The sequence below is a fragment of the Nocardioides litoris genome (genome assembly GCF_006346315.1).
Lineage (GTDB): Bacteria > Actinomycetota > Actinomycetes > Propionibacteriales > Nocardioidaceae > Nocardioides > Nocardioides litoris.
Genome location: NZ_VDMR01000001.1, coordinates 1,394,544 through 1,416,107 on the forward strand (window position 1 = coordinate 1,394,544; position 21,564 = coordinate 1,416,107).

Annotated in this window: 25 protein-coding genes and 1 riboswitch; of the genes, 16 read left to right on the forward strand and 9 right to left on the reverse strand. The window is 71.7% G+C overall.

Going from position 1 to position 21,564, the window contains the following annotated elements; all coding sequences use genetic code 11:
• Nucleotides 1-5: 5 nt before the first annotated feature.
• Both FJQ57_RS06650 and FJQ57_RS06655 read right to left on the reverse strand, forming a co-directional pair.
• Entirely contained in the window at nt 6-1,337 is a 1,332-nt protein-coding gene (locus FJQ57_RS06650; protein ID WP_139978369.1) for a Gmad2 immunoglobulin-like domain-containing protein, read from the reverse strand.
• Nucleotides 1,334-1,906 carry a SigE family RNA polymerase sigma factor gene (locus FJQ57_RS06655; RefSeq protein WP_139978370.1) on the reverse strand — a complete coding sequence of 191 codons (573 nt, stop codon included), beginning with the start codon at nt 1,904-1,906 and terminating at the stop codon, nt 1,334-1,336. The genes FJQ57_RS06650 and FJQ57_RS06655 overlap by 4 nt, the downstream gene beginning before the upstream one ends.
• Before the next feature lie 55 nt (nt 1,907-1,961).
• Between FJQ57_RS06655 and FJQ57_RS06660 the strand changes: the two genes are divergently transcribed.
• Nucleotides 1,962-2,300, forward strand: coding sequence for an HIT domain-containing protein (locus tag FJQ57_RS06660; RefSeq protein WP_246081619.1), 339 nt, complete (start codon nt 1,962-1,964; stop codon nt 2,298-2,300).
• 30 nt (nt 2,301-2,330) lie between these two features.
• On the opposite strand, the gene FJQ57_RS06665 is transcribed toward FJQ57_RS06660, so the two are convergent.
• Nucleotides 2,331-2,600: a hypothetical protein gene (locus FJQ57_RS06665; RefSeq protein WP_139978372.1), complete on the reverse strand. Its 270-nt coding sequence runs from the start codon at nt 2,598-2,600 to the stop codon at nt 2,331-2,333.
• 105 nt (nt 2,601-2,705) lie between these two features.
• On the opposite strand from FJQ57_RS06665, the gene FJQ57_RS06670 reads away from it, so the two are divergent.
• The 9 genes from FJQ57_RS06670 (at nt 2,706) to era (ending at nt 12,221) form a co-directional block, all read left to right on the forward strand.
• Nucleotides 2,706-3,719: a PhoH family protein gene (locus FJQ57_RS06670; RefSeq protein WP_139978373.1), complete on the forward strand. Its 1,014-nt coding sequence runs from the start codon at nt 2,706-2,708 to the stop codon at nt 3,717-3,719.
• 27 nt (nt 3,720-3,746) lie between these two features.
• Nucleotides 3,747-4,202 (forward strand): rRNA maturation RNase YbeY, encoded by a 456-nt coding sequence (ybeY, locus tag FJQ57_RS06675; protein ID WP_139978374.1) that lies wholly within the window; start codon nt 3,747-3,749, stop codon nt 4,200-4,202.
• Between the two features lie 10 nt (nt 4,203-4,212).
• Complete coding sequence (locus FJQ57_RS06680) at nt 4,213-5,526, forward strand: hemolysin family protein (RefSeq protein WP_139978375.1); 1,314 nt, start codon at nt 4,213-4,215, stop codon at nt 5,524-5,526.
• A gap of 164 nt (nt 5,527-5,690) precedes the next feature.
• Nucleotides 5,691-7,403, forward strand: coding sequence for a signal peptide peptidase SppA (gene sppA, locus FJQ57_RS06685; protein WP_139978376.1), 1,713 nt, complete (start codon nt 5,691-5,693; stop codon nt 7,401-7,403).
• 4 nt (nt 7,404-7,407) lie between these two features.
• Nucleotides 7,408-7,743, forward strand: a complete 336-nt coding sequence (locus FJQ57_RS06690; RefSeq protein ID WP_139978377.1) for a cytidine/deoxycytidylate deaminase family protein — start codon at nt 7,408-7,410, stop codon at nt 7,741-7,743.
• A gap of 123 nt (nt 7,744-7,866) precedes the next feature.
• A complete protein-coding gene (locus FJQ57_RS06695) occupies nt 7,867-9,234 on the forward strand; it encodes an FAD-binding oxidoreductase (RefSeq protein WP_139978378.1) in 1,368 nt (455 codons plus the stop codon).
• Between the two features lie 5 nt (nt 9,235-9,239).
• Nucleotides 9,240-10,523 carry an SAM-dependent methyltransferase gene (locus tag FJQ57_RS06700; protein WP_139978379.1) on the forward strand — a complete coding sequence of 428 codons (1,284 nt, stop codon included), beginning with the start codon at nt 9,240-9,242 and terminating at the stop codon, nt 10,521-10,523.
• A 61-nt stretch (nt 10,524-10,584) separates the two neighbouring features.
• Entirely contained in the window at nt 10,585-11,280 is a 696-nt protein-coding gene (locus FJQ57_RS06705; RefSeq protein WP_139978380.1) for a siderophore-interacting protein, read from the forward strand.
• Nucleotides 11,277-12,221: a GTPase Era gene (gene era, locus FJQ57_RS06710; protein ID WP_139978381.1), complete on the forward strand. Its 945-nt coding sequence runs from the start codon at nt 11,277-11,279 to the stop codon at nt 12,219-12,221. The genes FJQ57_RS06705 and era overlap by 4 nt, the downstream gene beginning before the upstream one ends.
• 52 nt (nt 12,222-12,273) lie before the next feature.
• On the opposite strand, the gene FJQ57_RS06715 is transcribed toward era, so the two are convergent.
• Entirely contained in the window at nt 12,274-13,143 is an 870-nt protein-coding gene (locus FJQ57_RS06715; RefSeq protein WP_246081620.1) for a septum formation family protein, read from the reverse strand.
• 19 nt (nt 13,144-13,162) lie between these two features.
• Entirely contained in the window at nt 13,163-13,975 is an 813-nt protein-coding gene (locus FJQ57_RS06720; protein WP_139978382.1) for a septum formation family protein, read from the reverse strand.
• 39 nt (nt 13,976-14,014) lie between these two features.
• Nucleotides 14,015-14,079, forward strand: a riboswitch (guanidine-III (ykkC-III) riboswitch).
• Nucleotides 14,080-14,089: 10 nt separating this feature from the next.
• On the opposite strand from FJQ57_RS06720, the gene FJQ57_RS06725 reads away from it, so the two are divergent.
• Complete coding sequence (locus tag FJQ57_RS06725) at nt 14,090-14,404, forward strand: DMT family transporter (RefSeq protein ID WP_139978383.1); 315 nt, start codon at nt 14,090-14,092, stop codon at nt 14,402-14,404.
• Between the two features lie 20 nt (nt 14,405-14,424).
• Here the strand turns inward: FJQ57_RS06725 and FJQ57_RS06730 are convergent, their stop codons facing one another.
• Nucleotides 14,425-14,916, reverse strand: coding sequence for a flavodoxin family protein (locus tag FJQ57_RS06730; protein ID WP_139978384.1), 492 nt, complete (start codon nt 14,914-14,916; stop codon nt 14,425-14,427).
• Between the two features lie 38 nt (nt 14,917-14,954).
• Between FJQ57_RS06730 and FJQ57_RS06735 the strand changes: the two genes are divergently transcribed.
• From FJQ57_RS06735 to FJQ57_RS06745, 3 genes are all read left to right on the forward strand, one after another.
• Nucleotides 14,955-15,713, forward strand: coding sequence for a DnaB-like helicase C-terminal domain-containing protein (locus FJQ57_RS06735; protein ID WP_139978385.1), 759 nt, complete (start codon nt 14,955-14,957; stop codon nt 15,711-15,713).
• Nucleotides 15,698-16,336, forward strand: a complete 639-nt coding sequence (locus tag FJQ57_RS06740) for a DUF6308 family protein (protein ID WP_139978386.1) — start codon at nt 15,698-15,700, stop codon at nt 16,334-16,336. The genes FJQ57_RS06735 and FJQ57_RS06740 overlap by 16 nt, the downstream gene beginning before the upstream one ends.
• A 665-nt stretch (nt 16,337-17,001) precedes the next feature.
• Nucleotides 17,002-17,490: a hypothetical protein gene (locus FJQ57_RS06745; protein WP_139978387.1), complete on the forward strand. Its 489-nt coding sequence runs from the start codon at nt 17,002-17,004 to the stop codon at nt 17,488-17,490.
• A 13-nt stretch (nt 17,491-17,503) separates the two neighbouring features.
• Here the strand turns inward: FJQ57_RS06745 and FJQ57_RS06750 are convergent, their stop codons facing one another.
• Nucleotides 17,504-18,580, reverse strand: coding sequence for a hypothetical protein (locus FJQ57_RS06750; RefSeq protein WP_139978388.1), 1,077 nt, complete (start codon nt 18,578-18,580; stop codon nt 17,504-17,506).
• A gap of 4 nt (nt 18,581-18,584) precedes the next feature.
• Nucleotides 18,585-18,860, reverse strand: a complete 276-nt coding sequence (locus FJQ57_RS06755; protein ID WP_211348757.1) for a flavodoxin family protein — start codon at nt 18,858-18,860, stop codon at nt 18,585-18,587.
• Nucleotides 18,861-18,964: 104 nt separating this feature from the next.
• On the opposite strand from FJQ57_RS06755, the gene FJQ57_RS22315 reads away from it, so the two are divergent.
• On the forward strand, nt 18,965-19,108 hold the full coding sequence (locus FJQ57_RS22315) for a hypothetical protein (protein WP_170219301.1): 144 nt from the start codon (nt 18,965-18,967) through the stop codon (nt 19,106-19,108).
• Here the strand turns inward: FJQ57_RS22315 and FJQ57_RS06760 are convergent.
• Nucleotides 19,098-19,595, reverse strand: coding sequence for a DUF6328 family protein (locus FJQ57_RS06760; RefSeq protein ID WP_139978389.1), 498 nt, complete (start codon nt 19,593-19,595; stop codon nt 19,098-19,100). The two genes, FJQ57_RS22315 and FJQ57_RS06760, sit on opposite strands and share 11 nt — an antisense overlap.
• 199 nt (nt 19,596-19,794) lie before the next feature.
• Between FJQ57_RS06760 and leuA the strand changes: the two genes are divergently transcribed.
• Nucleotides 19,795-21,534 (forward strand): 2-isopropylmalate synthase, encoded by a 1,740-nt coding sequence (gene leuA, locus FJQ57_RS06765; RefSeq protein WP_139978390.1) that lies wholly within the window; start codon nt 19,795-19,797, stop codon nt 21,532-21,534.
• Nucleotides 21,535-21,564 lie beyond the last annotated feature (30 nt).

A 21,564-nucleotide genomic window follows, 5' to 3' on the forward strand; every position in this document is an offset into this window, starting at 1 on the left:
TCCTCTCAGCCTGCGGTGACGGTGATCGTGCGCGTGTCGGCGTCGGAGCCCCGGCCCTCGGTGCCGGCCCTGGGGCCGTCGTCGTCGCAGCGGAGGGCGTGGTCGCCGGGCGCGACGCCGGTGAGGTCGACGTCGACCGAAGGCTGGCGCGCGCGGTCGTCGAGCAGCCGGCAGGAGGAGGTCCCCTCGGAGCCGTTGCCCCAGCCGCTCGCCTCGACGCCCGACCCCGCGGCGTGTGCCGAGCCCTCAGCCGGGGAGACCGGGTCGACGGGGGAGCGCACCGCCAGGTCGTCGGCGGGCGCCACCGTGACCAGCTCGGTGCCGTCGGTCGCGGAGGCCTGGTCCTCGACGACGACGGTGCGGGTGTCGGTCGTCTGCTCGCGCTCCTCCGGCTCCCGCGTCGGGTCGGTGTGCTGGGCCACGAAGCGGTAGCCGCCCGGCGGCAGGCCGGCGACGTCGACCACGACGCTCCAGGGCCGCCGTGCTCCGGCGCCGTCGGCGCGGGCCGTGCCCTCGGCGGCGACGCCACCGTCGGCGTCGAGGAGCTGCCAGGAGACCGGGCCGGCGGCCACGCCGCGGGCGGTGAAGGCCTCGCCCACCCGGGTGCCCTCGACCGGGTCGGAGACGTTGACGTCGGCGAGGAGGGAGGAGTCGCGGTCGGTGCCGCCCGCCGGCACGGGCAGCCCGAGCACGGTGGGAGCGGCCGCGCCGCCAGGCAGGAGGAAGGCGACGGGGGCGACCTGGCCCGCGGCGGCCTGGACGGTGAGCACGACCTGCTGGACGGCGAGGCGGGCCTCGTCGCCGGTCATCCCAGCGGGGGCGTCCACCAGCGCGGCGGGGAGGCGCACGGACAGGGACCCGCCGGCGGCGGTCCCCCGGGACGCCCAGCCGTCGAGCGCGCTCGGCCACAGCGTCCGGTAGTCGGGGTCGGTCGCGCTGTCGGTCGTCGCGAGGGCGACGACGTCGTCGGCCCGCTCGGGCGGCAGCGAGCGGTACTCGCGGAACAGCCGCGGCCCGAGCGGGGTCTCCCCGACGTAGTAGACGGCCTGCGCCGTGCCGCCCGGCACCGACCCCGGAGCCGGGGGGAGGCCCCCGGTCGCGGGTCCCACGGACGGCACCGGGTCGGTGGGTGCGGGCTCGACCCCGCTCCGCTCGAAGGTCACCACGGCCACCGTCACCACGGCCGCGGCGGCCAGCAGGGCCGAGCCGCCGGCGTACCAGCCGTGGCGGCGGGTGGTGGAGCGGGTCCGGAGGCGGATCTCGGCGAGGCGGTCGGTCGGCTCGACGTCGCGCACGGCGTCGTCGAGCAGGTCGCGCAGCCGGTCGTCGGCGGTCATCGGTGGTCTCCGGTCTCGTCGGGTCGCTCGTCGTGGAGCAGCGTGCGGAGCGCGGTGGCGCCGCGGGACGCGTGCGACTTCACCGCGCCGCGGCTGATGCCGAGCGTGGCGGCGATGTCGGCCTCGGACAGGTCGGCGTAGTAGCGCAGCGCCAGCACCTCGCGCTGCCGTCCGGGCAGGGCCCGCAGGGCGTCGAGGACGGCGTGGCGCCGGTCGGCGGCCAGGGCCGGGCCGTCGGCCGGGGCCGCGGGCTCGGGAGGCCGCTGCCGTGCGGCGTGCCGGTCGACGACGCCCCGGTGCCGCAGCACCGACCGCGAGCGGTTGACCACCGCCTGGCGGAGGTAGGCCAGCGCGCGGTCGGGGTCGCGCAGCCGCCGCCACCGTCCGTGCAGGGCCACGAACGCGTCCTGCACGACCTCCTCGGCCGTGCCCTGGTCGCGCACGAGCAGCACGCTGAGGCGCACGAGCGGCCGCCAGTGCGCGGCGTACAGCGACTCGACCGCGGTGTCGGCGTCCCAGGTGTCGGGGTCACCCACCGCGGCCTCCCGGTCGATCGTGCGGGTGGCCATGCCCGTACGACGCGCGACGCGCCCTCCTGGTTCACCGGCGCCGTACATTGAGCCTGTGGACTGCCTGTTCTGCAAGATCGTCGCCGGCGACGTGCCCGCCGAGGTGCTGCACACGACCGAGCGCACGGTCGCCTTCCGCGACGTCGACCCGCAGGCGCCGACGCACGTGCTGGTCGTGCCGCGCGAGCACTTCGCCAACGCCGCCGAGCTCGCCGCGGGCGACCCCGAGGCGTCGGCCGAGCTCGTGCGCACGGCCGCGGCCGTCGCCGCCGCCGAGGGTCACCCCGACGACTACCGGCTGGTCCTCAACACCGGCGCCGGGGCCGGGCAGACGGTCTTCCACACCCACCTGCACGTGCTGGCCGGGCGCGAGCTGGCCTGGCCGCCGGGCTGACGGGCGATCGACCTGCGGGACGGGACGGGCTCAGAAGAGCGCGTAGAAGATCCGCATCACCGCGAAGACGACCGGCAGGCCGAAGACCGCGAGCAGGACCCAGGCGGTGACGCGGTGCAGCGGCTTGGCGCCGTCGAGGTTGCCGGCGAAGTCGAGCAGCGCCCCGTCGGGCACGTGGTGGGTGAGGCCGAGCCGGCGCGCGTCGTCGGGCAGGTGGTTGCCGGGGAACCAGTACGGCGGGGCCTCGTCGTCGGGGGAGTAGTCCTCGTCGAACTCGTCGACGTGCTCCCCGGGCCTCATGGCCCCACCGTACGACGCGGAACCCCCGCGACGGGTGCCAACCACCGGCGTAGCATGGGATCCACAGCAAATCCTCACCGAAAGGCCGCCCCCACCCGGGCACCCATGACTGACTCGCAGACCCCCGGCGACCTCCAGACGCGGCACACCGTCGTGGTCCCCAACAGCATCGACATGGTCAGCCTGCTCGGCCCCGGCGACGAGTACCTCGGCATCATCGAGGGCGGCTTCGACGCCGAGGTGCACGTCCGTGGCAACCGCATCTCGCTGCGCGGCAACCCCGGTGAGGTCGCCCTCGCCGAGCGCCTGCTCGACGAGCTCGTGACCATCATCCGCACCGGCCAGGGCGTCACGTCCGAGACCGTCGAGCGGGCCATCGAGATGCTGCGTGCCGAGACCACCGAGCGCCCCGCCGACGTCTTGTCCCTCAACATCCTGAGCAACCGCGGCCGCTCGATCCGGCCCAAGACGCTCAACCAGAAGCGCTACGTCGACTCCATCGACAAGCACACGATCACCTTCGGCATCGGCCCCGCCGGCACGGGCAAGACCTACCTGGCCATGGCCAAGGCGGTCCAGGCGCTGCAGGCCAAGCAGATCAACCGGATCATCCTCACCCGTCCAGCGGTCGAGGCCGGCGAGAACCTCGGCTACCTGCCCGGCACGCTGAGCGAGAAGATCGACCCCTACCTGCGCCCGCTCTACGACGCGCTGCACGACATGGTCGACCCGGAGACGATCCCCAAGCTGCTGGCCGCCGGCACCATCGAGGTCGCACCCCTGGCCTACATGCGGGGCCGGACGCTCAACGACAGCTTCATCATCCTCGACGAGGCGCAGAACACGACGCCGGAGCAGATGAAGATGTTCCTCACCCGTCTCGGGTTCGGGTCCAAGATCGTGGTCACCGGCGACATCACCCAGGTCGACCTCCCCGGCGGCACCAAGTCGGGGCTGCGCATCATCCAGGGCATCCTCGACGGCGTCGAGGACATCTCCTTCCAGGTCCTGACCAGCCACGACGTCGTCCGGCACCGCCTGGTCGGCAAGATCGTGGCGGCCTACGACGACTTCGACGCCCGCGGTGGTCTGGCCACCGCCACCGAGCGCAAGCGGTGACCCCGCTCGTGGTCGGGCGGTGACGGCGTGACGATCGAGATCCTCGACGAGTCGGGCACCGGCGTCGACGTGCAGCACCTGGCCCGGCTCAGCCGGTTCGTCATGGACGCCATGCGCGTCCACCCGCTCGCCGAGCTGTGCGTGAAGGCGGTCGACGAGGCCACCATCACCGAGCTCAACGAGAAGTGGATGGAGAAGGAGGGCCCGACCGACGTCCTGGCCTTCCCCATGGACGAGCTGCGGCCCGGCCTGGTCGACGAGGAGCCCGAGGAGGGCGTGCTCGGCGACATCATGCTGTGCCCGGCGATCGCGGCCCAGCAGGGCGAGGCGGCCGGCCACGGCACGCTCGCCGAGATCGAGCTGCTGACGACGCACGGCATCCTGCACCTCCTCGGCTACGACCACGCCGAGCCCGAGGAGCACGCGGAGATGTTCGGCCTGCAGGACCGCCTGCTCGCCGACTGGCGCGCGCAGCCGAGCTGATGGCGAGCTGATGGGCGGGACCCTCACCCTCGTCGTCGCGGCGCTGCTGGTCGTGCTGGCCGGTGTCCTGACGGCGGCCGACGCCGCGCTGGCGTCGTTCTCCAAGGCGCGCGCCGCCGAGCTGCTCCACGACGAGCGCGCGGGGGCCAAGCAGCTGGTCACCGTCCTCGACGACGCCGCCCGCCACGTCAACACGGCGCTGCTGCTCCGGCTGGCCTGCGAGGTCTCCGCCACCGTGCTCGTCACCCTCGAGCTCGACCGGGCCGTCGACGGCGCGTGGTGGAAGAGCGTGCTCATCTCGATCGCGGTGATGCTGGTCGTGTCCTTCGTGGTGATCGGCGTCGGTCCGCGCACCCTGGGCCGCCAGCACTCCGAGACGGTCGCGCTCTGGTCGGCCGGGCCCCTGGCCGTCTTCACCACCGTGCTCGGGCCGGTGCCGCGGTTGCTCATCCTGCTCGGCAACGCCATCACACCGGGCAAGGGCTTCCGCGAGGGCCCGTTCTCCTCCGAGACCGAGCTGCGCGAGCTCGTCGACATCGCCGAGGCCTCCGCGGTGATCGAGGAGGGCGAGCGGCGGATGATCCACTCGGTCTTCGAGCTCGGTGACACGACCGTGCGCGAGGTGATGGTGCCCCGCGGCGACGTGGTCTACATCGAGTCCTACAAGAACCTGCGCCAGACGCTCTCGCTGTTCCTGCGCAGCGGCTACTCGCGCCTGCCGGTCATCGGCGAGAACCTCGACGACATCCGCGGGTTCGCCTACCTCAAGGACATCGTCCGCCGCGACTTCGAGGCCCCCGACGTCGAGCTGACCCAGCAGGTCGAGGAGGTCATGCGGCCGGTCTCCTGGGTGCCGGAGTCCAAGCCGGTCGACGACCAGCTGCGCGAGATGCAGGCCAACCGCCAGCACATCGCCGTCGTCGTCGACGAGTACGGCGGCACCGCCGGCCTGGTCACCATCGAGGACCTGCTCGAGGAGATCGTCGGCGAGATCACCGACGAGTACGACGAGGAGGAGGTCGAGGTCGAGGAGCTCCCCGAGGTCGAGGGCGCCGGCCCCGAGTACCGCGTCTCCTCCCGCTACCCCGTCGACGACCTCGAGGACCTGTTCGGCTTCGACGTCGAGGAGGAGGACGTCGACAGCGTCGGCGGCCTGATGGCCAAGCGGCTCGGTCGCGTCCCGATCCCCGGCTCCTCCGTCGAGGCGCACGGCCTGCGCTTCGAGGCCGAGACCACCGCCGGCCGCCGCAACAAGATCGGCACGGTCCGCATCCGGCGCGTCGTCGCCCAGGAGGAGCCCGAGCGCGAGGCCGCCGAGGCCTGACCTGGCCGTGCCGTGGTCTCGAGACAGGCGCCAGGGCGCCTTCCTCGACCAGCGTGTGGTCCGGTGGGACCCGGCCCACCCACGGTGGTCGAGGAGGTTGCGCAGCAACCGTCTCGAGGACCACGCGACCGAGCCGGTGCGCACCCCCCTCCTAGATTGGCCGCATGCTGCGCCGGCTGCCCGTCCCGTTCGTCTCGTCGCTGCCGATCCCCGGCCTGGGGAGGACCGGGCCGAAGGTCGTGCTCGAGCTCGACCTCGCCCACGGCGTGCAGACCGGGCCGCCGCGGACGCCGCTCGAGGCGCTGCGAGCCCGCAACGCGCCGTCGCTGCGGTCGATCGGTGACGGGCTGCGCCGGGCGGCGGTCGACGACGACGTGCTGGGCCTGCTCGTCAACACCGGCACCGAGGCGCTCGGGCTGGCCGCGGCCGACGAGGTCGGCGCCATGGTGGCCGACTTCTCCCAGGCCAAGCCCTCGATCGCCTTCGCGACGTCCTTCGGCGAGCTGGGCGGCGGGCTGGCGGCGTACCGGATCGCGGTCAACGCCCGGGAGGTCTGGCTGCAGCCGACCGGCGCCGTGGGGCTCATCGGCGTCCACGGGCGGATCGTGCTGCTGCGCGGAGGGCTGGAGAAGCTCGGCGTCGACCCGGAGTTCGGGCAGCGCCACGAGTACAAGTCGGCCGCCGACCAGTTCGCGGCCGCCGAGGTCAGCGACGCCAACCGCGAGATGGTCCAGCGCCTGGCCGACGCCGTCGTCGACGACACCGTCGCCCGGGTCGCGGCCCGCCGCGACCTGGAGCCGCAGGCCGTGCGCGACCTCATCGCCCTGGCGCCGCTCTCGGCCGCGGACGCGCTGGCCGCCCGGCTGGTCGACCGGCTCGGCTACCGTGACGAGGTCTACGACCACGCCCGCGCCACCTGGACGCCCGACTGGGAGCCGGCCTACGTCCACCGGTGGGCGGCGCGCACCGGTGAGTCCGGGCCGCTGCAGCAGGTGCAGTCGCTGGCGCGACGCGACAAGCCCGCCGTCGCGGTCGTCGACGTCAGCGGGCCGATCGTGCTCGGGCCGGGCACGGGCGCGCAGGCCGGGTCCGACCGGGTCTGCGCCAAGCTGCGCCAGGCCGGGCGCGACGACAGCGTCAAGGCGGTCGTGCTGCGCGTCGACAGCCCCGGCGGCTCCTACGTCGCCAGCGACGCCGTACGCCGAGAGGTGCAGCGTCTCCAGCGCGACGGGCGCCCGGTGGTGGCGACGATGGGGGCCGTGGCCGCGTCCGGCGGCTACTTCGTGGCCATGCCCGCCGACGAGATCGTCGCCCAGCCCTCCACGCTCACCGGCTCGATCGGCGTGCTGGCCGGCAAGATGGTCGTCGAGCGGCTGCTCGACCGCCTCGGCATCGTGCACGAGTCGGTCGACGCCGGCCCGCGGGCCGGGATGCTGGCGCCGACCCGCCGGTTCAGCGACGAGGAGTGGGGCGTGCTCGACGCCTGGCTCGACGCCGTGTACGCCGACTTCACGGCCAAGGCCGCCGCCGACCGGGGGATGGCCCTCGACGTGCTCGAGCCGCTGGCCCGCGGCCGGGTGTGGACCGGCACCGACGCCCACGAGCGCGGCCTCGTCGACCACCTCGGCGGCCTGCGGCTGGCCGTCGAGCGCGCCTGCGACCTCGCCGGGCTCGACCCCGACGACGTACGCCTGCCCTCGGCGTCGCCGCTGGAGTGGCTGCAGCGCCTCAAGCCGGCCGAGTCGAGCGAGTCGCCCGCGGCCGCCGCGGTCGTCGCCCCGACCGGGCCCGAGGCCTTGCTGGCCGGCCTGGCCGCGTCGGTCGGTCTCGCCGTGCCGCACGGTGTGCTCTCGATGCCGCCGGTCTCACTAGCCTGACGGCATGCCCGACGCCCCGCAGCTCGACCCCGAGGACGCCAAGCTCGTCACCCTCGCCCGCGCCACCCGCGCCCGCACCGGCGCCGCCGAGGGGGCTGCGGTGCGCGACCTCGACGGCCGCACCTACGCCGCCGCGACGGTCGACCTCGAGTCACTCAAGGTCAGCGCGCTGCAGGTCTGCGTGGCCATGGCCGTGGCCTCCGGCTCCCGCGGCCTCGCCGCCGCGGTCGTGCTCGGCGACGCCCCCGACCTCGCCGCCCCCGACCGCGCCGTCCTCGACGAGTGGGCCCCCGACGCCGTCGTCCTCCTCGGCGACCCCCGGGGCGCGATCCGGGGGTAGTGCGTCACCCCGTCGACCTGAGAGTCCTCCCTAGAGGTTGACCCAGTGACGTACTACCCATCGGCTACCCCCAGGTAGGACCCCGCTCGCAGGTCGAGCGACCCGGGAGTAACGTGCGAGGACGTGACGGATGCACGGGCGTGGCAGCAGCACGAGGAGGCGGTCGCCCGGTTGGCGGCGTCGTACGCCGCGATCCCGGCGGGCCAGCCGGTCCGGCTGGCCAAGCGCACCACCAACCTCTTCCGCCAGCGCACGCAGACCTCCGCGCCCGGCCTCGACGTCTCGGGCCTGACCGGGGTCATCGAGGTCGACCCCGGGACGCGCACGGCCGAGGTGCAGGGCATGTGCACCTACGAGGACCTCGTCGACGCCACCCTCGCCCAGGGCCTCATCCCGCTCGTCGTGCCCCAGCTGCGCACGATCACGCTCGGCGGCGCGGTCACCGGGCTCGGCATCGAGTCGACCAGCTTCCGCAACGGGCTGCCCCACGAGTCGGTGCTCGAGATGGACGTCTTCACCGGCGCCGGCGAGGTCGTGACGACCCGCCCCGGCGAGGAGCTGTTCGACGCCTTCCCCAACTCCTACGGCTCGCTCGGCTACGCCACCCGGCTGCGCATCGAGCTCGAGCCGGTGCCGGCGTACGCCGCGCTGCGCCACGTCCGCTTCGACGACGCGGCCCTGCTGACCAAGACCATGGAGGAGATCGCCCGCACCGGCGAGCACGAGGGGGAGCGGGTCGACGGCCTCGACGGCGTCGCGTTCTCGCCCGACGAGCTCTACCTCACCCTGGCCCGCTGGACCGACGACCTCGGGGCCGCCGGGGCGACCAGCGACTACGCCGGCCAGCAGGTCTTCTTCCGCTCCCTGCAGGAGCGCGAGACCGACGTGCTGACCGTGCTCGACTACCTGTGGCGCTGGGACACCGACTGGTTCTGGTGCTCGGGTGCGTTCGGCGCCCAGCACCCCGTCGTGCGCCGGCTGTGGCCGCGCTCGCTGCGCCGCTCCGACGTCTACATGAAGCTGCTCGGCCTCGACCGCCGCTTCGACGTCGCCGACCGGCTCGACCGCCGCGCCGGCCGGCCGCTGCGCGAGCGGGTCGTCCAGGACGTGGAGGTGCCGGCCGGGCGGCTGCCGGAGTTCCTGGCCTGGTTCGACGAGCACGTCGGGATGCGACCGGTGTGGCTGTGCCCCTTGGCCACGACGCGCGCGTGGCCGGCCTACCCCCTCGAGGCCGGCGACCTCTACGTCAACATCGGCTTCTGGGGCACCGTCCACGTCGGCCCCGAGGCCGTCGACGCCCCGACCAACCGCGCGATCGAGGCGGCCGTGCACGACCTCGACGGCCACAAGTCGCTGTACTCCGAGGCGTTCTACGACCGCGAGACCTTCGACCGCCTCTACGGCGGTGACCACGTGGCCCGCGTCAAGGCGGTCCACGATCCCGACGACCGGCTGACCAGGCTCTACGACAAGACCGTCCGCAGGAAGTGACCACCATGAGCACCCCCAAGCAGTTCAAGATCGCCGACGTCGTCGCCGACCTCACCCGCGGCGGGATGCCGCTGCGCTTCGAGGCCTACGACGGCAGTGCCGCCGGCCCCGAGGACGCCGAGATCCGCCTCGAGCTGGTCAACCGGCGCGGCCTGCAGTACCTCGTCACCGCGCCCGGTGACCTCGGCCTCGCCCGCGCGTACGTCGCCGGCGACCTCGTCGTGCACGGCGAGCACCCGGGCAACCCGTACGCGGTGATGCAGAAGCTCAAGGACCACACCAAGTTCCGCGCGCCGCTGCCCTCGGAGCTGCTCACCATCGTGCGGGGCCTGGGCCTGTCCAACCTCAAGCCGCCGGCCCCGCCGCCGCAGGAGCACCTGCCCCGCTGGCGCCGGATGGTGGAGGGCGTGCGGCACTCGCTGACCCGCGACGCCGAGGCCATCCACCACCACTACGACGTCTCCAACACCTTCTACCGCCACGTGCTCGGCCCCTCGATGGCCTACACCTGCGCGGTCTACCCCTCGGCCGAGGCCACCCTCGAGCAGGCGCAGACCGAGAAGTTCGACCTCGTGGCCCGCAAGCTCGACCTCCAGCCCGGCCAGCGGCTGCTCGACGTGGGCTGCGGCTGGGGCGGCATGGTGATGCACGCCGCGAGGGAGTACGGCGTCAAGGCGCTCGGCGTCACGCTCAGCCGCCAGCAGGCCGAGTGGGCCAAGAACGCCATCGACGAGGCCGGCCTCGGCGACCTGGCCGAGGTGCGCCACCTCGACTACCGCGAGGTGCTGGAGTCCGACTTCGACGCGGTCTCCTCGATCGGCCTGACCGAGCACATCGGGGTGGGCCAGCTGGAGTCCTACTTCACGTTCCTGCACGACAAGCTCAAGCCCGAGGGCCGGCTCCTCAACCACTGCATCACCCGTCACACCAACCGCCCGGTCCGCACGGGCGCGTTCATCGACCGCTACGTCTTCCCCGACGGCGAGCTCACCGGCTCCGGTCGCCTCGTCACCGAGATGCAGGACGTCGGCCTCGAGGTCCAGCACTCCGAGAACCTCCGCCTGCACTACGCCATGACCCTCCGGGACTGGAACCGCAACCTGGTCGAGCACTGGGACGAGTGCGTCACCGAGGTCGGCCTCGGCACCGCCCGCGTCTGGGGCCTCTACATGGCCGCCTGCCGGGTCGGGTTCGAGCGCAACGAGGTCCAGCTGCACCAGGTGCTGGCGGCCAAGGTCGGCGACGGTGGCGGCAACGGCTTCCCGCTCCGCCCCACCTGGGCCTCCTGACCCGGTGCTCCGCTGACCCGTCGTGGGTCCACGGCGGGTCGGCGTGGATAGCATCGAGCCGATGAGCACCAAGGCCGCGACGTACGACGCCGAGGTGGTCTCGCGCACCCCGCTGACCGACCACCTGGTGCGGCTGGTGCTCGGCGGGCCCGGCCTGTCCGGCTTCACGTCCACGGGCGTCCCCGACGAGTGGGTCGGGCTGGTCGTGCCGGGCCAGTTCCAGAGCCGCTACTACACCGTGCGGTCCTGGGACGGCGCCGAGCTGGTCCTCGACGTGGTGGTCCACGACGTCGGGCTGGTGACCGAGTGGGCGCGGGGCGGGTGCGTGGGCGACCACGTCACCGTCACCGAGCCCAAGGGGTCCTTCGCGCTCCCCGGCGGCGCGGCCTGGCTGCTGCTCGTCGGCGACCTGACCGCCCTGCCGGCGATGGCCCGCATCCGCGAGACCGTCGACGTGCCCACCCGGGTGTGGGCCGAGGCGCCTGAACCGGTGGCCGACTACCTGCCCGGCGAGGTCACCTGGCTGGCGCAGGAGGCCGACGGGGTCAGCCACCTGGCCGAGGTCGTCGAGGGCATCGACTGGCCCGCGGGCGACGGCTACTTCTGGATGGCGGGGGAGTCGGCCCAGATGCGCGCCATCCGCAAGCACCTGATGCGCGACCGGCAGCTGCCGAGCGCCGCCTACGACGTGATGGGCTACTGGCGCTCGGTGGCCGGACGCCAGCCGCGCGCCGTGGACCCGAGGAGGAACGCATGACCGAGCAGCCCGCCCCGCCGTCCGACCGGCCGCACCGCAGCGGGTTCGTCTCGTTCGTCGGCCGCCCCAACGCCGGCAAGTCGACGCTGACCAACGCCCTGGTCGGCCGCAAGGTCGTCATCACCAGCGACAAGCCGCAGACCACCCGCACCGTCGTGCGCGGCATCGTCCACCGCGACGACGCCCAGCTGATCCTCGTCGACACTCCCGGCCTGCACCGCCCGCGCACCCTGCTCGGCGAGCGCCTCAACGACCTGGTCATGACCACGTGGTCCGAGGTCGACGTGGTCGCGGTCTGCTTCCCCAGCAACGAGAAGATCGGGCCCGGCGACCGCTTCATCGTCAACGAGCTGGCCAAGGTCAAGCGCACCACCAAGATCGCCGTCGCCACCAAGACCGACCTCGCCGCGCCCGACCGGATCGGCGAGCACCTGCTCGACATCACCCGACTCGGCACCGAGACCGGCACCGACTGGGCCGAGGTCGTCCCCGTCTCGGCCAAGGCCGGCGACCAGGTCGGCCTGCTGGCCGACCTTCTGGTCGACCGGCTGCCCGAGGGCCCGCAGCTCTACCCTGACGGCGACCTCACCGACGCCCCGGAGGAGGTGCTCGCGGCCGAGCTCATCCGCGAGGCCGCGCTCGACGGCGTGCGCGACGAGCTGCCGCACTCCATCGCCGTCGTCGTCGAGGAGATGGGCCTGCGCGAGGGCCGGCCCGAGGACAAGCCGCTGCTCGACATCCACGCCAACCTGTACGTCGAGCGCGACTCCCAGAAGGGCATCGTGATCGGCCACAAGGGCTCGCGGCTCCGCGACGTCGGCAAGCGGGCCCGGCTGCAGATCGAGGCGCTCCTGGGCACCCCGGTCTACCTCGACCTGCACGTCAAGATCGCCAAGGACTGGCAGCGCGACCCGCGGCAGCTGCGCAAGCTCGGCTTCTGAGCCCCGCGCCCCGCCGACCCTCCGACGGGACCGACCGCTCGCACCCGGTGGGTCAGTCCTCGGTCCAGCAGCGCACGAACGTCTGGCCCGCGGCCCACTCCTGCGCGTCGGGGCCCTCGGAGGCCCAGCGGTAGCTCAGCGGGTCGTCGGCGATGCCGGCGGCGGCGTCCTCGCAGGGGGCGCCGGCCTCGCTGACCGCGCGGCGGCCGGGGTAGTCGCCGGGCTCGAGCGGGAGCACCGAGAACGCCCGCCAGGAGTGCTCGGCGCTGCACGGCACCCGCTCGAAGGACCGCTCCGACGGACTGGCGGTGCCGCACATGCCGTAGCGCTGCCGCCCCTCCTCGGTGCCGAGGACGCCCTCCAGCGACCCCGTCACCGCGAGCAGGTCGCGCTGGCCGGCGAGGGCCACGACGTCGCAGCGGAACCACGCCGCACCCTCGCTGGAGGCCTCCAGGCTCGGGGTGAACCACACCGCCCGGAGCATGCTCAGCCGCTGGTCCTCCAGCGACCCGCCGACGAACCGGCCGAGCCGGTCGGGGCAGGTCGTGGCGACCTGCTGCTGGACCCGCTCGGAGTCGACGGCCAGCAGGTGCCCGTCGACGACGTTGTCGACCGTGCCGATCGCGAACGTCTCGGCCGTGTGCCGCTGGCGGCAGCGCACCGGCTCGGCCCCGTTGGTCGGCGAGACGGCCTGGCGGAAGGTGAGCCGGAAGCAGGCGCCGGCCTCGGGCCCGGCCACCGGCGCGGCCGTGGGCGGCGGGGTGGGGGTCACCACGGCGCTGGGCGAGGCGGTGGGGCCGGCGTCGGGCTCGTCGCTGCCCGAGCAGCCCGCGGCGAGCCCGCCGAGGAGCAGCAGCGCGGCGCCGAGCACGGTCGCGCGCGCCGTACGACGGGGCACGGGGTGGCCCATGCCGGGAGTCACGCGGGGACTCACGCGGGGCTCACTCGGTGGTCCGGGCCCAGCACACCGAGCGTCGGTTGCCGGCGTTCCACTCGGGCTCGCGGAACCAGGTGTAGCCGTAGTCGAACTGCGCGGGGTAGTTGAGCCACGCCTGGACCGAGCGCTTGCAGAAGTCGCGGGAGCGCACCTCGGAGAGGCGGTCGCCCGGGTAGGCGTCGGCCTCCTCGCCGAGCTTGATCGTGGTCACCGCGCGCCAGTCGTGGGGCTGCGAGCACGGGGTCTTGGGGGCGCCGGAGACGGAGGGGCCGTCGACGCAGGCCAGCCACTTGTCGTCGGGCCGGCCCTGGAGCAGCCCGCGGGCCGTCTTGGGCAGCGCGACCAGCTCCTTGCTCTGCGCGCCGCCGCCGACGACGTCGCAGCGGTACCACCGGGCGCCGTCCTCCCACGCCTTGGGCGACGGCCGGAACCACGCCCAGCTCAGCACCGTGCGCATGGTCAGGCTCTCGTCGGCGCCGACGAAGGTGCGCAGGCCCTCGCTGCAGGTGTCGTAGGCGAACTGGGCGACCTCGGGGGAGTCGTAGCCGGCGTCGTCGAGCTCGGGCGGCAGCTCGCCGACGGCGTACGTCTCGGCGGTGTGGCGCTCCGCGCACGGCACGACGGGGCTGGCGTTGGTCGGGGCGGCGACGTCGGTCAGGGCGAGCCGGCGGCAGGAGCCGAGGTCGGGGGCCTCCACGGCGTCGACCTGCTCCGGGTCGGTCTCGCCGCTCTGGCCGGCGGACTCGCCGCAGCCGGCCAGCAGGGCCAGCAGGGCCACCACGGCCAGCACCACCGCCAGCGGGGACCTCGTCGTCACAGGGGGCGATGCTACCGACCGGGGTGTGAGAGCCTGGGACCACGCCTGCGCGATGCGGGCGCCGGACGAGGGAGCCGTACCCGGAACGCGACAAGACGGCCGGAGGAGCTCGTCATGGCGTGGATCGTGCTCGTGGTGTCCGGGGTGCTGGAGGCCGTGTGGGCCACCGCCCTCGGCCGGTCGGAGGGGTTCAGCCGGCTGGCCCCGTCGCTGGTGTTCGGCGCGGCGCTCGTGCTCAGCATGGGCGGCCTGGCCTGGGCGATGCGCACGCTGCCCGTGGGCACGTCGTACGCCGTGTGGGTCGGCATCGGCGCCGCCCTCACCGTGGTGGTCGCGATGGTCACGGGCGAGGAGCCCGTCAGCGTGGTCAAGGTGCTGCTCATCATGGGCCTCGTCGGCTGCGTGGTCGGGCTCAAGCTGACCCACTGAGCCCGCGGACCGTCCCCGCGTCAGTCGGCGACGAGCGCGGCGAGGGTCGCCCCCAGCTCGTGGGCCGCCGCGCGGGCGTCCGCATCGACCTCGCCGAGCACCTCGAGCACCCCGGCCGCCTGCCGCCAGGGCAGGGCACCGGCGATGGCCAGGACCGAGCGGACCGCGCCTGCGGTGTCGTAGCGGCCGTGCACCCACACCCCGAACGGCACGCGACCACCCGGGGACGTGCCGCCGGCGGCGGACCCGTCGTCGGACAGGGCGCCGCCGACCTCGAGGAAGAGGCTGTCGAAGAAGTGGTTCATCGCACCGCTCATGTAGCCGAAGTTCGCAGTGCAGCCCAGCACAATGCCGTCAGCAGCGAGCACGTCGTCGGCTGTTGCCGCTAGGGCCTCCCGGACGACGACATCGACGCCTTCAATGGCATCGTCGTTAGCACCGGCGATCACTCCCGTTGTGAGGGTCTGAACGCTTGGCGTTGGAGAGTGATGGACGACCAACAGGGTGGGCACGTCATCCAGGCTAGGTGCCGCTGTCGGTGGGTGGATCCATGATGTCGATCGTGCTGACGATGAGCGAACTGATGACGCACCTCGACACTGTCTGCCCACCCGGCGCTTCGACTGGACTGGTGGGCATCGACCGACTGACTGGTGGGCTGAGAAGAGGCCAGGTGTGGCTTGTCGTTGGCGTGCCCGAAGAGGGACGGACCACGCTGGCGGTGCAATGGGCGAGAGAGTTCGCTGAACAAGGCCACGCCACGGTCCTTTGGACCCCTCGACAGCCTGCCGCCGATATCGCTGACCGCCTGATCGCTCAGGCGGGTCCGGTTCCGCTCCGAGGCACCGAGGGAAAAGAACGTCGATCTCGGGCCGTTGAAAGAGTCGCAACGCTCCCGTTGCGTGTTGTTCCAAAGGGGGATGGACCGCCCCCTCACGCCGCGCTGACGCCCGGCGATGGCCGATCATCGACGCTCGTTATCGACGACGCCGACCTGTTGGGGATTGAACCGGACGCCGTCCGCGCCCTCGTGAGTCGCACCGCGCTAGTGGTGACGTTGCCGAGAGCGCAGGTTGTCTCCAATGATCCGGTCCGGGACGACCTTGACCCATCGTGGGCTCAGGTCGCCGACCTGGTGGTCGAGGTCCGCCACCGCGGGCTACCTGACGGTGATGAGCATCTGCGCGCAGGGGAAGCGGATCTGATCGTTCTGCACCATCGCTGGGGTCCGTGTTCGAGGATCGGTGTTCAGTTCCAGGCGCACTACTCGCGCTTTATCGACGGGAGTCGACCATGTCCACCGCGCTAGTCGAGGAGATCCGGCTGGTCATCGGTATGGCTGGGACGCGACTACTTGTTGAGGCGTACTTCGATCCAACACGTCGATTCGCTGGGGCGACGTTCGACCTCTTGGGCGACAACCCAGCGAACGAGTTCACAACGGCCGACGTCCTGGGGGCGAGCCTTCTCGACGTGGGATTCCTGCCCAGGGCGGTACGCGGGCTCCTGGTCGACGAACGCCGAGAGCAACTCAATGCCCTTCTGGCGGAGATCCCGAACAACGTCGATCTGTGGGAGGCAACCGATACTGACCTGGGACCTGCCCGCCTGCTGTGGACCGCTGTCATGGGACTAGAGGGCGTTGGGCCCACGCGAACCAGCAAGTTGATGGCCAGGAAGCGACCCCGGCTCATTCCGGTGATCGACAAAGTGGTCCGTGGCGCACTTCCTTCGCTCGGATCTGACTCGTGGTTGTCTATGCAAACGGCGCTCCGCTCCGATATCGACCTACGCGGTCAGATCGACGGGCTGCGGCCCGAGTCCGCTCGTGACATCAGCACTCTGCGCATCCTCGATGCCGCACTGTGGATGAACCTGAGTCGATCGACGCACGTTGCGCGAGAACGACGCCGCGTCAGCAGTTCGACCTGAGCACACGTCGCCAGGCATGGCGGTCAGCGCCTCACAGGCGGCGGCCTCGACGCCTCAATCGCGTCGTCGTCGCCTCCGGCGATCGCCGCGTCCGTAGGTGACCGCACGAGCGGCGGGGGTAGCGGACCAGCAGCAGGCGCGACCGCGGTCTCGACGGTATTGACGGTGATGGGGATCCGGACAGTCGCGGAGGGGACTCGGCGTGGCGTCTGATTAGATGCTGGTTGGGGGCGAGACTTAGGCCATGAGCGAATCATCGAGCGACCCCGAGCCGACTGAAGGCGTCGACAAACCCGCCGCGGAACCGGGCGGCCGACCGTCTTGGATCGAATCTGAGTTGGAGCACGGCGACTTGCAGGGCGACGGCATCGAGCGGAAGCGGCACTAGCCGACCTGTACGGCCGCGATAGGGATACCACGGCTACCTCACCGCCGCCACGGAGGCTGATCCTGAGCAGTGACGCGGCGCGTCGCTGCTGTGTTGCCGTCACAGCCGTCAGAGTTGGCTCGTGAGTGAGCCAACGAGTGAACCGGAACCCTCTGAGGACGTGGAGGGACCGGTCAGCGAGCCCGGCGGTAGACCTTCCTGGATTGACTTCGAGTTGGAAAAGGCCAGTCGTCAACGCCGTGAGGCGGAGACCCGCCGAGACGAAGATGAGTAGCCGGTGACCCAAGGCGTCCACTATCGAGCCCTGGTTGCCGATCGGCTTGCTGCCGAGCAAGACAGGCGGAAACGACTCGACGATCGCTCATCCGCGGTCACCACAGGTTCCGCGGCGTTGCTCTCGCTGATCGTTGCGTTGATCGCCCTTGTGAAGGGCAACGAGTTCCAAGTAGGTGCCACGGTTGGCGTCTTCGTGGTGATCTCGGTGATCGCGTTCGCGTTCGCAAGCGGCTTCGCGATGACGGCAGGAATGTTGCGCCTTTACAAGGTCCCGACCGCCAACACCTTCAAGACCATGCTGGGAACGAGATGGACGGACTCCGAACCGTCTCAGTTACTTGCTTGCGCATGGATGGATCTCGACACGTTGCTCTCAACGCGAGAGGTCAACAACGCCAAAGCGTGGTGGCTCGACCTGGCGCTGAGAGTCCAACTTGGGGCCTTCGTTTCGCTGTCTCTTGCTGCCGTCGTTGCCGTAGTCGACCCCTGAGGGCGGTGACGGGTCATGGCCCGTTCGGTGGCTCTTCGTCTTCATGGCCGATGGTGCTCGACGGGGCAGCCATGCCGCGGAGAATCACTGCCTGATCCAACATCTCCGCGACCTCTGACCGATCAGTCCAGGGCTTCGACGCGAGGTGCGGGTACCAATCATTCTCGTCGAGTCGACTGTAGAGGACCTGATAGGGCCGATCTGTCGATGTGGCTTCCCAGTCGCTCAGGAGCCACGCCGAGCCGACGAGTTGAACCGCATTTGCGATCCATCCTCCGTTGGCCTTCAGGTCGACTCCGGCGAGCAGGACGTCCACGATCCCGTTGATTGCGGACGCAAACTCCCATTGCTCGGTACCTGGCCACAGATCGGTCGGGCGTACCTCTGCTGCCAGGCGCAGCACCACGTCTGCCAGTGACTCCGTCGGTTGCCACCGAGTCGTAAAGGCGCTGGGCTCCCAGCGCGTATCCAGACTCACTGTCAGCGCATCTTCCAGTCGCTGGATGCGCAGGTAGAAGTCGGTCAGCAGGGTTGCGGCTCTGACGCCCAGGGGGCTTAGCAGTCCCAGTTCATCGGCGGCGTCGAGCGCATCGCGGACGTTGTTGTAGGAGGCATCCGTGCGGACAGCCACGATGCGAGCACGGGTCTCATCCTCTTGCGTGCGAAGGGCCAAAGTCACCCGGTCCTGGACCTCTGCAATGGACTGCTGGAGCAACTCCTCGAGACCGGTTTCGCTAATGGGCCCGATCTCTTCCAGTGCGGTCCGTCCGGCGCCTTCGCGAGACTGCTTCCAACCCTCTAGGTCTGGAATCGAGTAACGCTCCGGATGCCGCTTGTCCACGAGTTCGTGGTGCGGCTTGCAGAGGAGTATGAGGTTGGCAAACGACCTTCGCTGGTCGTCTGTCATGTCCTCGACGTATCGAACCCCAGGGTTGGCGTCGCGGATGTGCGCGATCTGATAGTCGATGAACGGCTCGTCACCAATGAACCGGATGACCTGGACTTCGCAGGCGGGGTAGTAGCACCGAGCCCGCGACAGTGCAGCGAGCGCGGCTCGGGTGCCCGCTGAATAGGCTCGTGGTCCTGGCATCAGATCAGCCTGGCATGACTTCGAAGATCAGTGGGACTGACCGTAGTGTGCCCGGCGCGTCGCCTGAGTGCACTTCACGCGCCAAGTACCCGAAGTTGGCCGGCGTGCCGAGCACGAGGCCGTCGGCGGCGAGCACGTCGGCGGCCCGGCAGTCCAGGGCCTCGCGGACCACCACCTCGACGCCCTCGATCGCGTCGTCGCGGGCTCCGGCGACCACGGCGTCGGCCAGCGACCGGACGGCCGGGGTCGGCGCGTGGTGGACGACGAGGAGGCGGGGCACGGCACCGAGGCTAGGCCGGGAGCGGGGTCGGAGGTGAGGTCGGGCACACCCGTGCCCACCCGCGGGGTGAGGCTGCGACGACGGGATCGGGTGACCGTAGGGGCATGGCGACGACGGCTGGAGACAGGCCCCTGGACGCCCGCGACCGACGCCGACCGAGCGACCTGCTCGGCGACGGGTGGGTCGCCAATGCGCTGCTGTGGGTCGGCCCGCTGCTGGCCTTCGTGGTGGTCCTGATCAAGGTCTGAGCGGCTCGTCCTGCTCGCTGTCCCCGCGGTGCAGGAGGGGCACGACGACCCACAGCCCCAGCAGGAACGCCAGCCCGACGGCGAGCGCGACCAACGCCGGGGCGCGGCCGACCGTGACGTCGAAGACGAGGGACAGCACGCCCGAGACCGTCAGCGCGAGCAGGCCGAGCCCCACCCGGGCGGCCCGGTTGGCCGCCTCGACCAGCCACGGCCGCTGCCGCTGCCGGAAGAGCACCCGGTGGAAGGCCACCGGCGCGACGAGGCAGCCGGTCGAGAGCACCGAGCAGCTGATGATGGCGAGGTAGACGCGGACCTGCGCCGCGCTCAGCTCGTCGTACCGGGTGGAGAAGGGCACGGTCAGCAGGAAGCCGGCCAGGATCTGCGAGCCGGTCTGGGTGACCCGGAGCTCCTGGAGCAGCTCGTTCCAGTTGCGGGTGATGCGGTCGCTCGCGGTCTCCGCGCCCGTCCCGGAGGGTCCGGCGGTCATGCCTCCACGTTAGGACCGGCCCGCCCCGTGGACCCCACCTGCGCGGACGGGGGGCGCCCGTTATGGTGGTCAGCGTCATGACGAGCGCTCGACTCCTCCTTCGCTGCCGCAGCGAGGCTCCCGCCACCTAGGCCGCCGCCTCCTCGCTGCGGAGAGCGTGCTGTGCCGGCGCCGCACCCAGCCACCAGCAGGAGAGATCATGACCACCCAGCCCGACCACCGCTCCCGCCAGCACCACACCGGGGCCCAGCAGCCGAGCGGGATGCCGTTCCAGCGCTACGCGCCGTTCATCCCGGTCGACCTGACCGACCGCACGTGGCCGTCGAAGAGGATGGAGAAGGCGCCGCGCTGGTGCGCGGTCGACCTGCGCGACGGCAACCAGGCCCTCATCGACCCGATGAGCCCGGCCCGCAAGCTGGAGATGTTCACGCTCCTGGTGCGGATGGGCTACAAGGAGATCGAGGTCGGCTTCCCCAGCGCCAGCCAGACCGACTTCGACTTCGTGCGCCAGCTCATCGACGAGGACCTCATCCCCGACGATGTCGTCATCCAGGTGCTGACCCAGGCCCGCGAGGAGCTCATCGAGCGCACCTACGAGGCCATCCGGGGCGCCAAGCAGGCGATCGTCCACCTCTACAACTCCACCTCGACGCTGCAGCGGCGCGTCGTGTTCGGCCTCGACGAGGACGGCATCGCCGACATCGCCGTCCAGGGCGCGCGGCTGTGCAAGAAGTACGAGGAGGGGGTGCCCGAGACCGAGGTCTTCTACGAGTACAGCCCCGAGTCCTACACCGGCACCGAGCTCGAGTTCGCCGTCCGGGTCTGCAACGACGTGCTCGAGGTGTTCCAGCCGACCGCCGAGAAGCCCGTCATCATCAACCTGCCGGCCACCGTCGAGGAGGCCACCCCCAACGTGTACGCCGACTCGATCGAGTGGATGAGCCGGCACCTGCACCACCGCGAGCACGTCGTGCTCTCGCTGCACCCGCACAACGACCGCGGCACCGGGGTGGCGGCCGCCGAGCTCGGCTACCTGGCCGGCGGCGACCGCATCGAGGGCTGCCTGTTCGGCAACGGCGAGCGCACCGGCAACGTCTGCCTGGTGACGCTCGGCCTCAACCTGCTCACCCAGGGCGTCGACCCCGAGATCGACTTCAGCGACATCGACGACGTGCGCCGGACCGTCGAGTACTGCAACCAGCTGCCCGTCGCCGAGCGCCACCCCTACGGCGGCGACCTGGTCTACACCGCGTTCTCCGGCAGCCACCAGGACGCGATCAAGAAGGGCTTCGAGGCCCTCGAGCGCGACGCCGCGGCCGCCGGCGTCGCCGTCGACGAGCACACCTGGGCCGTGCCCTACCTGCCCATCGACCCCAAGGACGTCGGCCGCTCCTACGAGGCCGTGATCCGGGTCAACAGCCAGTCCGGCAAGGGCGGCGTGGCCTACATCCTCAAGACCGAGCACAAGCTCGACCTGCCGCGCCGCGCCCAGGTCGAGTTCAGCCGGGTCATCCAGGCTCGCACCGACGCCGAGGGCGGCGAGGTCAGCCCTGACCAGATCTGGTCGGCCTTCCGCGCCGAGTACCTCGACCGCGAGGTCCCGCTGCGGCTCGACTCCGTGCACACCAGCTCGGCGGCGGGTGAGAAGGACGCCCTGACGGTCGGTGTGTACGTCGACGGCGAGCTCCGCACGCTCGAGGGCGTCGGCAACGGCCCGATCGCCGCGTTCTGCGACGCGATCAACGGCCTGCCGCACGACCTCGACGTCCGGGTGCTCGACTACGCCGAGCACGCGCTGAGCTCCGGCGGCGACGCCATCGCGGCGGCGTACGTCGAGTGTGCGGTGGGGGAGAAGGTGCTGTGGGGCGTCGGGCTCGACGCCAACATCGTCACCGCGTCCCTCAAGGCGGTCATCAGCGCGGTCAACCGGTCGAGGTGAGCCGGCCGAGGTGAGTCGTCCGGGGGGCAC